This window comes from Nodosilinea sp. E11, from assembly GCF_032813545.1.
Classification (GTDB): Bacteria; Cyanobacteriota; Cyanobacteriia; order Phormidesmidales; family Phormidesmidaceae; genus Nodosilinea.
Map to the genome: position 1 here is coordinate 3,191,290 of NZ_CP136520.1, position 13,686 is coordinate 3,204,975.

Sequence of the window (13,686 nt, forward strand, 5' to 3'; positions counted from 1 at the left end):
CCTTGTGCCTCCTAGGCGGGCTTTTGGGTATCGCGAGAAATTTCAGCCAGCTTTTTGCGGGGCAACAGCCGGGTCACCAGGGTCAGCATTTTGTTTTTGGTGCCGTGAACCGCAATCCGTTGTCCTTTTTCCATCGCTTGATAGCCGTAGATGGCTACATCCCCAGAGGTGGGCAAGTTTTTAGCATCAAACATGGCTACATTCTGCATGGCCGCCTTATCTTGAAACTCAGACTCGGTTGGGCCAGGGCAGAGGGTGGTGGCTGTGACCCCAGTCCCCTCTAGCTCGGTGGCGAGGGCATCGGTAAATGACAGCACGTAGGCTTTGCTGGCGTAGTAGACCGCCATATAAGACCCCGGCAAAAAGGCTGCGATCGAGGCCATATTGAGAATGCGACCCTGCCCCTGGGCGATCATGCTTGGCAGGTATAGCCGGGTCAAATGGGTAAGCGCCACAATGTTGAGCTGAAGCATGGCATTTTGCTGATCCCAATCGGTTTCGGCAAAGGGGGCCAAGGCCCCAAACCCGGCATTGTTGATGAGGCCATAGGGGGTAATGCCTTTAAACTGAGTCCAGTCAAAAAATTGGTAGCGGGTGTTGGCATCGGTAAGGTCGCCCCGGTAGGTGAGCACTTGCACCCCATGGGCGGCTTGAAGGCTGTCTTTAAGCCCTAGCAATCGATCTTCGCGACGGGCAATGAGTACCAGGTCGTGGCCTTTGGCCGCACAGACTTTGGCCAACTCGTAGCCAATGCCGCTAGACGCCCCGGTGATGATGATTGGCTTTGCCATGGTTTGCCCCTGGAGTAATCGGCTTGATTCTAACGAATCGGTGCGGCGATCGCCGGAGCTAAGCCAGCCGCCCTGCTTACCCTGCATTCACCATAAATATGAGGATGACGAGACAAGACGCTGCAAAACTCAACGCTTGACGAACATATTCATCCTCAGCTCAAGAAACTCTTGACGCAGTTCGTCGCGATCTGGAACTTAATCAACAACATCTCGCCAAAAAAGAGCTTTTATCTGTTGATCAGACAAACCCGATGCTAAAGAAAGCATTTTTTCCTTGGGCAGAGATGACTTGCAATAGTAAGGACGCTTAGGATATCTGGAAGTATAGTCGAAAAAAATAGCGAAGCGATCTGCAGATCGAGGAACCTTGCCCCGATGAAAAAGTTGCGCCGTATCCATCAAAATAACAGTCTGCTCTGGCCCTAGACAAGACTGCCAGCTATGGGAAGGTATCAGGCTTTGCATGAGTGAATCCTCTATGTAGCCGTAATTACGACCGAGCTTCTTTAATGCTTTTTCACCCATACTCTTGGGAATGAATTGCATTGGACCACAGGACTCATCATAAATATCATTCAGATAAACTATGATTTTTAGAGAACGATAGTCTTCCATATCTCGATGCCAGAGCTTTGATTTGGCGGGCTTGACATTGGCAAAGTCTCGGTGAAAATACATTCCGTGGTAGGCGACCGGCAATTCTAAATAAGTCTCAGCTATGTTCAAAAACTTTTCGTTTAATCCCCAAAGAAATATTTCTGAGTGATTGCTAACTAGAGAGGGTGAGGCTAGTAAAAATAATTCTTTGAAAACATTGCCAGGCTTCTCCCTTGATAATTTCTCCTTGATTTTGTAGGCAAACTCCAAAAATAAAGGAGTAGAATTAATCGCGAGATCGTTGCAAGAGGTGATTGCTACACCATCCTGCCTGAGTTGTTTAACTAGGGCAGAGTCTTCTGAGCAAAGAGGCGGCAGGGTTTCAGCATGCTCAAGAATTCGCTTGCGATAGAGATTTCCAGAGAAGTTTTGAAAAATAAATATGTCTTCGAGGTGTCGCCTGCCAAAGTTTATGGCTCTCTTAAATTCTCCGAGGAGTCTTTTTTTGTGAATTGCCATACTACTTTAAGAGACCAGAATCTCATTTCTACACTGCGTGACAATTAATACAAAATATTCAAGCCTCGTTGAAGGCTGGTTAGCTGTTGTTATTCGACACAGCTTGACATTTCAAGTAGACCCTTTGCAAAGTTCTCGAAAAGCCAAGAAAAATTCTCAAGCAATAGTAAGCAACTAAGTCCTATAGCGCTAAGCTGCTATGGTTTTAAGCCCTAGACTAACTATCTATAGCAAAGGTTCCAGTTTCAATGCCGATCGCTAAACTTTGCCAGAGCTGCCTTCCTCAACCTGCGATCGCATCTGAGCCTCGCAGAGTTGATGGCCACGTTATCGTTGCCTATGATGGCGCTCCTGCGTCCCGTACTTAAGGGGACGCAGGAGCGTCTGGGGATGCGGTGTCAACGCAGGAGCGTTGGCAAAGACCTCCGCAAAACGTGAATTAGCTTGGCTTAAGCGGCCAGCATTGCGTTAACCCGATTCAAAATGCTATCTAGCTCGCCAATCGCATCTAGCGCAGCAATTTTATCAGTCGTGAGTTGATTTGCTTTTTTCTTTTCTAGAAGGCTCTTCATTCGTAGTTGAAGAGCCTCGCTCAATTAAACAGATTCCAATCGCCAACGTTTTCAAGCTGAATTTCATGGATCAAAGACGATGCCTTATTAATAGCTGCAACTATTGCATTCTCTCTATATTTACCCAGGTTCAGTAAGGGCTAGTATCCTTTTTGAAAACATCTTGAAAATTCTTTGAACCCAGGTGTATACCAATCTTGAACCTGCGCTAATCTTTGACATAGTATGGGGCTTTGCTTGAAGCTTTCAGTGATATAGTTTTCCCAACCCAAATACGACTCACCTTTAGGGTCACGAGAATGTGGAAGAAAATAGCTCACTTGGTCATGGAATAAATCAAAGAAATCTAAGTAGTAATCGGCCATAGCTATAGCCTGGTAATACGCATTAAGATCGCTTTCTTCCAGATCCTTGAGGTCGATATTAGGTTTATCATTCTTTAAGAAATAAGAGCCCAATTCTGGCTTTTCAATAAAAATACTTGTTAATGAAAGTTGTTTGTCGACAACCGCCGCATATGAACTGCTGTATAGTGATTCGACTTGTGCATGCGTTTGCTGTGATAACAAAAGAATAGAGATTATAACAGCAATAAAACCTGTGACTTCAATGCCAAGAGACCATCTCTCATATTTATTCACTGAATTGACCTGCTCTTTGAGCCAACTGCTCACAATTGGTTTGGCATAAGGGTTAGCAATCCATCTTACAAGAACGCGGATCCATCTTTGCATTGGGGTGAAGCCTGAAAAAGAGATATATCAGTTATTTCTCACTAGAAAATTTGTGTGTGCAAAATTACGTTCACTCTTGCACTCTCAAGCTGTCAGCACATTAGGCAACTTCCGACGTAGCAGTAACGAATTAACTACTACCGCCACAGAGCTAAACGCCATCATGCCGGCGGCGGCGGCGGGGCTGAGGCTAACTCCGGCAGTGGGCAGCAGCACCCCTGCTGCTAAGGGGATCGCCACCAGATTGTAGGCAAAGGCCCAGGCTAAGTTTTGGCGAATTTTATTGAAGGTGGCGCGGCTGAGGGTGAGGGTTTCGAGTAGGGCGGAGAGGTGGTCGCCCATGAGAATGACATCGGCGGTTTCCATAGCGATGTCGGTGCCGGAGTGGAGGCTAATGCCCACATCGGACTGGGCGATCGCAGGCGCATCGTTAATCCCGTCGCCCATCAGCGCGACGGTGTGCCCCTCGGCCTGGAGCTGACGAATCGCGTCTACTTTACCCTGGGGGGAAACTTCGGCGGTGACTTGGCTGGGGTTGAGGTTGAGCTGGGCTGCGATCGCATCCGCCACTTCTTTCCTATCCCCGGTCAGCACCCGCACCTGGAGCCCCTGGTCTTGTAGGTCTTTGACCACCGCAGCGGCATCGTGACGCAGCTGATCGGCGATCGCCACCAGCCCCACCACGCGATCGCTCAGCGCCACATACACCACTGTCTGCCCCGCTTCCGCCAGGGCCTTGACCCGGTCTTGCACGTCACCATCCAACACCATTTCTCGCTGGCTCATCCACTGCTGATTGCCCAGGGCGCAGGGCTGCACGATGTCGTGCCAGCTAATGTGAGCGGCCACACCGAGGCCGGGTTGGGTATCAAATTCGTCGGCTTGCAACAGATCGAGTTCCCGCGCGGCCGCAGCTTGATGGATGGCTTTGGCCAGGGGATGCTGGGTGCCGCTCTCGACGGTGGCGGCCAGTTGCAGAATATCGGTTTCGGTCAGGTCATCTGCCAGCACCTGAACCTCGGTGACCTGGGGCTGGCCCAGGGTGAGGGTGCCGGTTTTGTCGAACACCACCGTATCGAGGTGGTGAATGGTTTCGAGACTGTCGCCGCCGCGTATCAGCAGGCCGCGCTCTGCTCCCAGGCCCGAGCCGACCAGAATGGCGGTGGGGGTAGCCAGGCCCAGGGCGCAGGGGCAGGCGACGACCATCACCGCGATCGCCAGTTTCAGGCTCACCAGCAGAGTCGAGGAGGTGTAGGTCATGGTGTGGCCCATGTGGGCCATGCCCAGGGCCGAGTGCATCACCTGGGGCCAGTGGTGCAGCCCGATGAAGTACCAAAACAAAAACGTGAGGGTGGCCAAAGACATCACCCCGTAGGTGAAGTAACCCGAGATCAGGTCGGCCAGCCGCTGGATCGGGGCCTTGCGGCTTTGGGCCGTTTCTACCAGGCGAATCATCTGGGCCAGCACGGTGTTTTGGCCGGTGCTGGTCACTTGCAGGGCGATCGCACCACTCTGGTTCACTGTGCCTGCCGTCACGCTATCACCGGGCTGCTTCAGCACCGGCATCGACTCGCCGGTCAGCATCGACTCATCCACGGTGCTTTGGCCCGCCACCACCGTGCCGTCGGCGGAGATTTTTTCGCCGGGCAGCACCTGCACCCATTCGCCTACCTGCACACAGCGGGCGGGCACCTCGACGCCGGTTTGGGCGGCCCCGGCGGTGGCGGGGTTAGAGATCAGTCGGGCCACGGCGGGCTGGAGTTCGACTAGCGATCGCAGCGCATCTGCCGCCTGGTACCGCGCCCGCTGCTCTAGGGTGCGGCCCAGCAAAATAAACGCCAGCAGCATCACCGGCTCTTCAAAAAAGCACTCCCAGCCCAGGTCAGGGAACACCAGCGCTACTACACTGGCCAGGTAGGCGCTGCCGCTGCCCAGAGCCACCAGGGTATTCATATTGGGGGTCAATCGCCGCAGACCGGCCCAGCCATCGACCAAAATTTCTCTCGCCGGAAACGCCAGGGTTACCGTCGCCAAAACGGCGTGAAACCACAGGTCACTGAGGATGGGGATCGTCAGCCAGCCAAAGTGGTTGAGGTGGCCAATGGTGGAGAGAATTAGGAGGGCGATCGCAATCCCGAGCCGCCGCCCCTGCTGCTTTTGTTCCGCTCGCTTCGCTTCTACCCAGGCGGTCAGGTCATCGCCATCGCCGTCGGTGGCGCGAGGGGTAGCGGTAAAGCCGGCCTGAGACACCTGCTCTACCAAGTCTTCGGCAGTAACAGACCCGGTTTTGGTTTCGACCACCGCCACCTCGGTTACTAGATTGACCGTAGCCGATCGCACCCCATCTACCTGGGCCAATCGATTCTCGACGGCCCGCACGCATCCGGCGCACTTCATGCCGCTGACATTTAGCACCACGGTTTGACTGGGCAATGCCTCTGAGGCGGTATCTTGAGCAGACGGTTGGGCAGAAAGCACTGGCATAGGACGAAACGCTAGGAGCAGCAGCAGATCTAGCCTACCAAGCCCCTTCGACCTATGGGTATCGTCTCATTGAGCTAAAAATTCTTATTACCCTGCGCCTTTCGTCTTTACCGCTGGGTCGGGCCAGTCCCTACATTCCTCTGGATGAGGGAAATCTGGACGTTTAGATAGCGTTGGCTCAGCGCCCCCAAATCACCATCTGAGGCCCCCGGCCAGCCCTCAAGATTTGGGCAATACTCACAAAGATCATAGAATTCGGGCACGGCATCTATCTATAGACATAGGGATATACCCCCAGGTAGATGCCAGCGTAGGTCTATATACATAGAATTGCTACGTAATGTAACAGTACGTGTGGAGTTTGCCCAGCAGCCGTCCCGCGCCCATTGCCAAAAGCAAAAAAGCCAGGAGCAACCAGTCATAATGAAATCCTCTTTAGTTATTCTCTATCACCGCGAACCCTACGACGAGGTCGTTGAAAACGGCAAAACCGTCTACCGCGAGAAAAAAAGCCCCAACGGCATTGTGCCGACCCTAAAAAGTTTTTTTGCCAACGCCGATAGCAGCACCTGGGTGGCCTGGAAACAGGTGGCCGAAGATCAGCAGGAAAGCTTTGACGACCGCGTCACCATGGAAGGCTGGAGCGATCGCGCCGTTATCCGCCGCATTCCCCTCACCGCTGAGCGGGTCAAAGATTTTTACTACATCACCGCCAAAGAGGCGATCTGGCCGATTCTTCACTCCTTCCCCGAGCATTTCACCTACGAAAGCTCTGACTGGGAAAACTTTCAGTACATCAACAAGTTGTTTGCCGACGCCGCCTGCGAAGAGGCTGCCGACGACGCCCTGATCTGGATTCACGACTACAACTTGTGGCTAACGCCCTTCTACATTCGGCAAAAAATGCCCAATGTGAAGATCGCCTTCTTCCACCACACCCCCTTCCCCGCCGCCGATGTGTTCAACATTCTGCACTGGCGCGAGGCGATCATCGACAGCCTGCTCTGCTGCGATCTCTGCGGTTTTCACATTCCCCGCTACGTCGAGAATTTTGTCTCCGCCGCCCGCAGCCTGCGCGATGTGAAGCTGGTCGAACGCAAGCCCGTGCCCGAGGCCTTTACCCCCTTCGGTACCGCCCTGGCCGAACCCGACATGACCACCCGGCTTGAGTACAAAGGCCGCACGGTCAATGTTGACGCCTTCCCCGTCGGCACCAACCCCGGCTACATTCACGAGATGGTCAACAAGCCCTCGGTGCAGCAGCGGGTCGCCGAGATCCGCAACGACATTGGCGACAACAAGCTGATTGTCTCGGCGGGCCGGGTTGACTATGTGAAGGGCGCAAAAGAAATGTTGCTCTGCTTCGAGCGTCTGCTAGAGCGTCGCCCCGAGCTGCGCGGCAAGGTCAACCTGATCATGACTGCCGTGAAGGCCGCTGCTGGTATGCGGGTCTACAAAACCGCCCAGAGCGAAATTGAGCAATTGGTTGGCCAGATCAATGGCAAATACTCGACCCTCACCTGGAACGCGATCTCGCTGTTTACCGAGCCGATTCCCTTCGATGACCTGATGGCGCTGTACAAAACCGCCGACATCGCCTGGATTCCGCCCCTGCGCGACGGTCTCAACCTGGTGGCTAAAGAATACATCGCTGCCCACGGTGGCGAAAACGGCGTGCTGGTGCTGTCAGAATTTACCGGCTCAGCGGTGGAGTTGCCCGATGCAGTGCTCACCAATCCTTATTCTGACAAGAATATGGACGAGTGCATCGACATTGCCCTCGACATGCCGCTTGAGGAGCAAAAGCGCCGTATGGCAACCATGCACAAGGCCATCACTGAGTACGATGTGCAGCAGTGGGCCAACCACATGTTTAGGGAAGCGAATGCGGTCGATATGACCGAACCCGAGCCTGAGCCCGAGCCTGAGAAGGAACTGGCGATCGCCTGATCATGCCGCTGCCCGATAACCCGTAGGGTGGGCACTGCCCACCCTACCCTAGGCTCAAGACCAACTCGCTAGGCTAAGCCCAGATCCCAGGGTTCTTGTCCCAATTGGTCTGTCACAGCCCCACCCACCGCAGAACCCTGGGATCTCCTCGCGCTATTGGGTCGTCACTTGTAGAGGGAGATCATGGCTGACCAACGTTTAGACCTGTAGCGGGTGCGATCGCTAGCTGTCTGCGATCGCACCCTGTGCTTCAAAGCCCAGCGATTCTCTCGGTTAGCTTTAGGTGGGTGGTGGGCAGTACCCACCCTACGCAGGTCTACGCAGGTCAGATCCCAGGGTTCTCTCACAAATTTATCTGTCGTAGCCCCATCCTGTCTCAGAACCCTGGGATCTGCCTAGGCTACCCATCCACCCGCCCACCCATCCACCCGTCCACCTGATCACCCGCCCACCCATCCACTCCTACCCCATGCGTAATCTTCAAACCCTCACCAACCAACCCTTCGACCTGATTGTGATCGGCGGCGGCATCAACGGTGCGGCCACGGCTCGGGATGGGGCCTTGCGGGGGCTTAAAACGCTCATTATTGATAAGGGCGACTTTGGCGGTGGCACCACTAGCTGGTCGAGCCGCCTAATTCACGGCGGGTTGCGCTATTTAGAATATTTCGAGTTTCATCTGGTGCGCGAGTCGCTGCATGAGCGGGAGGTGCTGCTACGCAATGCGCCCCACCTGGCCAAACCTCTCCAGATGACGATTCCGATCTATCGCAGCGGCTCGCGCAGCTACCGGGTCATTCAGGTGGGCATGGTGCTCTACGACGTGCTCAGCTACGACAAGTCGCTGCCCAACCACCGCATGCTGTCGCGCCAGAAGACCCGGCAGCTGTTTCGGGCGATGGATGCCGATGAGCTAGCCGGGTCGGCCCAATACTACGATGGCCAGTCTGAACATGCCGAGCGCCTGTGCTTAGAAAATATTCTTGATGCCCAGCAGGCCGGGGCGATCGCCCTAAACTATGCCCAGGTAGACGATATTCACCTCAGCGCTCAGCGCATTACTGGGCTGACCTGCCGCGATGTGCTGAGTGATGAAACCTTTGAGGTGACCACCCACGACCAAACCGTAGTAGTCAACACCTCTGGCCCATGGGTGGATGAGGTCTGCGGCCTCAGCGAATCGCCAGTTAGCCAGGGGCAAAAGATTGGCGGCACCAAGGGGAGCCACATTATTGTCGATGCCTTTCCGGGTGCGCCTGGCTCGGCGCTATACGTAGAGGCCAAATCGGACGGACGGCCCTTTTTCATCATTCCCTGGCTGGGCCAATACCTGATTGGCACCACCGACGAGCGCTACAGTGGCTCTCTCGATAACGTGAAGGCCGATGACGCCGAAATCGACTACCTGCTTAAAGAGACCAATGCCGTACTGCCTGCGGCCCACCTCACCCGTGAGGATGTGCGCTTTACCTACGCTGGTGTGCGGCCCCTGCCCTACGCCGAGGGCAAAAAGGCGGGCAGCATTAGCCGCGCCCACATTCTGCACGACCACGGCAAAGAGGGTGCCAAGAATCTGATCTCGCTGATTGGCGGCAAACTCACGACCCATCGCCAGGTGGGCGAAGAGTTTGTGAATGCGGTCTTTCGTCATCGGGGTGAGTCGGTGCCCGCCTGCCCCACCCATAAGCGATCGCTGCCCGGTGCCATTCTGCTCGATAACCCCAAAGTCGGCGAATGGCACGATCGCTACCGCCACCGGATTTCTACCCCCGTGCTCGACCATTTGATCGGCATCTACGGGGCTCGAACGGGCGACCTGCTGGCCCTAGTCGATGACAACCCCGCCCTGGCTCAGCCCATCGTCGAGTACGCCCACGACATTCAGGCTCAAATCGTCTTTGCGGCCCAGGCTGAGATGGCCCACACCTTTGTCGATATTTTGCGCCGCCGCACCACCGTGGCCATGCACCACAACTATGGCTTTGATGCCCTGCCCGTAGTGGCCCAGGTGCTACGCGAGTATTGTGGATGGAGTGAGGATCTGTGCGATCGCAACATTCGCGCCTACCACCAGTTCATGGCCGACAACTGCATTCCCGACTATGCTCTGGGGCAAGCGTCGCTCTCGTTGCAAACCGCCTAATTAGGAGTGGATGGGTAGGGGGTAGATGGGTAGGATCTCTACCCTTCACCCTTCACCCTTCACCCTTCACCCCTACCTACCCATCCACCCATCCACCCATCTACCCTCCACCCCACCACCTAATCACCATGCTCACTGCCACCCAAACCCCGGCCCAAGTCTTCGAGGCTTACAAACACCGCCAGGTTACCCTGACCATTCTTGGCTCTGGTGCCTGGGGCAAAGCGCTAGCCCACATTGCCAACAGCAATGACCATAGGGTGCGGATGTGGTCGCGCAGCGGCGATCTATCGCTCGAAGAGGCGGTGGACGGAGCAGAGGTGATTATGTCGGCAATCTCGATGAAGGGGGTGCCGGATCTGGTGCAGCGGTTGAAGGAGTTAAATATTCCTGAAACGACGGTGCTGGTCACCGCCACCAAGGGCCTCGACCCCGAAACGACGCTGACCCCCTCGCAGATTTTCCAGCGGGCCTTTCCCAACCATGCCGTGGCGGTGCTCTCTGGCCCCAACCTCTCTAAAGAGATCGAAGCTGGGCTGCCCGCTGCCACTGTGATCGCCTGCGCCAACGAAACCGCCGCCGAGGCTGCCCAGCACGTATTTGCCGGCGAAAACTTTCGTGCCTACCGCAGCCCCGACCCTTTGGGGGCCGAGCTGGGTGGCACGCTGAAAAACGTAATTGCGATCGCCGTCGGTGTGTGCGAGGGGTTAAACCTGGGCTCGAATGCGCGATCGGCCTTAATTACTCGCGCCCTGCCGGAGGTGATGCGGATTGGCACCCACCTGGGCGGCCAGCCCGAAACCTTTTTGGGCCTCTCGGGCTTGGGCGACATGCTGGCGACCTGCACCAGTTCTCTCAGCCGCAACTACCGGGTGGGCTATGGCTTGGCCCAGGGCAAACCGCTAGAGCAAATTTTAGAAGAACTGGGCAGCACTGCTGAGGGGGTCAACACCGCCTACGTGCTCCACGATATTGCCCAGCGCGAGCAAATTTCGGTGCCGATTTCGCAGCAGGTGTACCTGTTGCTTAAGGGCGATATTTCTGCTGAAGAAGCGGTGGCGGCGCTGATGGAGCGCAAGCTCAAGGCCGAAGACTATCAAGAGATCTTGCAGAGCGAGTGAGCCAACTAGCCTTTGCCAACGTCATCTAGCTCTCCTTGAGTGGTGGTAAGTCTGCGCTTGCTAGACTTATGCTGTTAGACGTCTTGGTGTCTCGCAGGGCTTCAGAGTGCAGTTTGAGTATGATCCTAACAAGAGCCGCAGCAATCTAGCTAAACATGGCATTGACTTTGAAACAGCTAAACTACTCTGGCGTGATCAATACCGGGTGGAGTTAGAGGCTACATCAGCGGTGGAACCTCGTTCTTTGGTGATTGGTACAATTGAAGGGAAAATTTGGTCTGCAATTGTTACCTATCGAGGTACAAACCTTCGGATTATTTCTGTACGTCGTTCTCGCGATAATGAGGTATTGCTCTATGAACGCTGAAGACCTAGATCGCAAATTTGACGAAGGCGAAGACGTTCTAGAATACTTTGATCTATCTACACTTAGACGCCCCGGATTAGAGCCTCGAGCGATTGAAATTACCTTTCCCCAGTGGATGTTGGCTGCATTGGATAAGGAAGCCCAGCGGTTGGGTATTCAGCGTGAGGCTATTATTAAAGTTTGGTTGGCAGAACGTTTAGATGCAGCCCCCGCTATTAAGACGGAAGCATAAACCATGCAGATCTGGGTTGATGCGGATGCTTGCCCGAATGTGATTAAGGAAATTTTGTTTCGGGCTGCTAAACGAGTGCAGGTCAAAACTACGTTGGTGGCCAATCAGGAGTTGCAGATTCCTGGGTCTGACTATATTGAGGCGGTGCAGGTGCGATCGGGTTTAGATGTGGCTGATAATTACATTGCTCAGCAGCTACAGCCTGGCGATCTGGTGATTACGGCAGATATTCCTCTGGCGGCTGATGCGATCGCAAAGGGAGCCTATGCGATCAACCCGCGCGGCGAATTTTATGACCAGGGCAATATTCGCGAACGCCTATCGATGCGAAATTTTTTGCATGAATTGCGTAGCGGTGGGGTAGAAACTGGTGGCCCCCGACCGTTTAACCAGCGCGATACCCAAGCCTTCGCCAACCAGCTCGATCGCTTTTTGACCAAGCATAAGCATCAAATTTAGGGCTGATTGAGGTTTCTACAGAACTAACGCAAACCCTGGCAACACATCTTCTCCAGACAAGGGTGCAGGTAGTTGCAGCACCTCAACAGCCTTGTTAGGGCGATAAATTTCTGCCTGCTGATCTTGGGGATTAATTAGCCAACCTAAGCGAAGCCCGCTAGCTAGATATTCCTGCATTTTGGCCTGTAGGGGTTGAAGCCGATCGCTACGAGAGCGCAACTCAATCACAAAATCGGGGCAGATGGGCGGAAACGTTTCTCGCTCGGCGGGGCTAAGGGCTTGCCAGCGAGGTTTAGCGACCCAAGCCACATCTGGAGAGCGATCGCCACCCTCTGGCAGGCTAAAGATGGTGGAGGAACTAAAGACATACCCAAGCTGGGTTTGCTCGTTCCAAATGCCGACTTTAGTAATTAGGGTCGCTTCTCGGTTGCCGCTCTCACCACCAACTGGGCTCACAATGATTAACTCTCCTTGCTGCGATCGCTCAAGCTGAAGGTCTGGGTTGCTCTGACAGAGACCGATAAACTGCTCTCTGGTCAGGCTGCGGGTGAGTGCGTCTAGGTTGAGGACGGTAGTCATAGGCGAGAACGCTGCCGTTGCGACTTGGAGAAGGCACATTGCTGAAGCCACTCTTCTGACTCTATCTTATACAATGCCAATAACCGGAGACTTGTTCTATAATCGCTGGCAAAATGATTCGCCGGCTTTTATATTTATTTTTAATTGGCCTCATGATAGATAATCTAATAACTAAAGAAGATCTTATTGCTTTTCTTAAAGGCATTTCACCCAAAAGTATATATCGATGCAGGTTTGGCGAAGTTGTTAGTGAATCACCTGTTGAGATTGACTTTGATAGCAATGATTTTCAAGAAGAAGCTAGAGAAATCATCAGAAGATACGTGAATCAAGGCTTTGCTTTATTTGATTCCAGATCTTGCGAAATTAATGTTGATATCATAAAAACCTTGGAATCAATCTTATGTCTTGGTGAACCGTATATTCCATGTCGCTACAAAGGCAGTAATATTATCAATCTTTATAGCAAGGGCGTGAATATAATTTCATCTCACTTGAATGGAAAAATGATCAACCAGCCTAATACGGTCATTCAAACTAAATTGCATGCATTCACTACTGCTTCCGAACAGAATCTTCATGTAGATGGAACCCTCGAAGCGATAGGTTCCATCAAGACATCTATTCTATTATGCGTTAATCCTGCAATTAGTGGAGGTGAGAGTATTATATTTAACTCTGTAGCAGCCTTCGTTGAACTTGCCGAGCAAGACATGGAAGCTGCCATCTCCTTACTTGATTGTATGTGTTTGAAAAGAGAGAATTTGGATTGCGGTGACTTTGCTTTTGGCCCAGCTTTTCTGCTAAGGAATAATGATTTATTTACTAGGTACTCGATAGATGTGACTTCGTCTTGGAATTATGATTTTAAAGATTGTAGTCATTTTAAGCGCGCCTGTGAGTATCTAAAAGAGAAAACGAAATCTGGCTCTTCTTTTCTCTTTGAAAAACGGCTTCTGTCAGGTCAGGGGATAATTATAGCTAACGACAAAGTGTCACATGGCAGGAAAATCTATGTCGACTCAAGTGGCCAAACTCGTACTTTTTTAAGATCAATATATTATTCCCAGCCACATTTTGACAATGGCTCTTGGTAGTATCTCTAAGCTGTTCTGATAACCCCTCAGTATCCTTG

General features: G+C 53.2%; 12 protein-coding genes. 7 read left to right on the forward strand and 5 right to left on the reverse strand.

Annotated features, from left to right (window positions below; genetic code table 11):
• Nucleotides 1-11 precede the first annotated feature (11 nt).
• From RRF56_RS16240 to RRF56_RS16255, 4 genes are all read right to left on the reverse strand, one after another.
• Nucleotides 12-791: an SDR family oxidoreductase gene (locus RRF56_RS16240; RefSeq protein WP_317034220.1), complete on the reverse strand. Its 780-nt coding sequence runs from the start codon at nt 789-791 to the stop codon at nt 12-14.
• Nucleotides 792-989: 198 nt separating this feature from the next.
• A complete protein-coding gene (locus tag RRF56_RS16245; protein WP_317034221.1) occupies nt 990-1,910 on the reverse strand; it encodes a hypothetical protein in 921 nt (306 codons plus the stop codon).
• A 712-nt stretch (nt 1,911-2,622) separates the two neighbouring features.
• The gene (locus RRF56_RS16250) at nt 2,623-3,216 is read right to left on the reverse strand and encodes a hypothetical protein (protein ID WP_317034222.1); all 594 of its coding nucleotides are present in this window, start codon (nt 3,214-3,216) and stop codon (nt 2,623-2,625) included.
• A gap of 84 nt (nt 3,217-3,300) precedes the next feature.
• A complete protein-coding gene (locus RRF56_RS16255) occupies nt 3,301-5,700 on the reverse strand; it encodes a heavy metal translocating P-type ATPase (protein WP_317034223.1) in 2,400 nt (799 codons plus the stop codon).
• 423 nt (nt 5,701-6,123) lie between these two features.
• Between RRF56_RS16255 and ggpS the strand changes: the two genes are divergently transcribed.
• The 6 genes from ggpS (at nt 6,124) to RRF56_RS16285 (ending at nt 11,972) form a co-directional block, all read left to right on the forward strand.
• Nucleotides 6,124-7,650, forward strand: coding sequence for a glucosylglycerol-phosphate synthase (gene ggpS, locus RRF56_RS16260; RefSeq protein ID WP_317034224.1), 1,527 nt, complete (start codon nt 6,124-6,126; stop codon nt 7,648-7,650).
• 469 nt (nt 7,651-8,119) lie between these two features.
• A complete protein-coding gene (locus RRF56_RS16265; RefSeq protein ID WP_317034225.1) occupies nt 8,120-9,793 on the forward strand; it encodes a glycerol-3-phosphate dehydrogenase/oxidase in 1,674 nt (557 codons plus the stop codon).
• A 128-nt stretch (nt 9,794-9,921) separates the two neighbouring features.
• Nucleotides 9,922-10,914: an NAD(P)H-dependent glycerol-3-phosphate dehydrogenase gene (locus RRF56_RS16270; RefSeq protein WP_317034226.1), complete on the forward strand. Its 993-nt coding sequence runs from the start codon at nt 9,922-9,924 to the stop codon at nt 10,912-10,914.
• A gap of 106 nt (nt 10,915-11,020) precedes the next feature.
• Entirely contained in the window at nt 11,021-11,281 is a 261-nt protein-coding gene (locus RRF56_RS16275) for a BrnT family toxin (protein WP_317034227.1), read from the forward strand.
• On the forward strand, nt 11,271-11,513 hold the full coding sequence (gene brnA, locus RRF56_RS16280; protein WP_317034228.1) for a type II toxin-antitoxin system BrnA family antitoxin: 243 nt from the start codon (nt 11,271-11,273) through the stop codon (nt 11,511-11,513). The genes RRF56_RS16275 and brnA overlap by 11 nt, the downstream gene beginning before the upstream one ends.
• A 3-nt stretch (nt 11,514-11,516) precedes the next feature.
• Nucleotides 11,517-11,972: a YaiI/YqxD family protein gene (locus tag RRF56_RS16285; protein ID WP_317034229.1), complete on the forward strand. Its 456-nt coding sequence runs from the start codon at nt 11,517-11,519 to the stop codon at nt 11,970-11,972.
• A 15-nt stretch (nt 11,973-11,987) separates the two neighbouring features.
• Here the strand turns inward: RRF56_RS16285 and RRF56_RS16290 are convergent, their stop codons facing one another.
• Complete coding sequence (locus RRF56_RS16290) at nt 11,988-12,551, reverse strand: Uma2 family endonuclease (RefSeq protein WP_317034230.1); 564 nt, start codon at nt 12,549-12,551, stop codon at nt 11,988-11,990.
• Nucleotides 12,552-12,664: 113 nt separating this feature from the next.
• On the opposite strand from RRF56_RS16290, the gene RRF56_RS16295 reads away from it, so the two are divergent.
• Entirely contained in the window at nt 12,665-13,648 is a 984-nt protein-coding gene (locus tag RRF56_RS16295; RefSeq protein WP_317034231.1) for a TauD/TfdA family dioxygenase, read from the forward strand.
• Nucleotides 13,649-13,686: the final 38 nt, after the last annotated feature.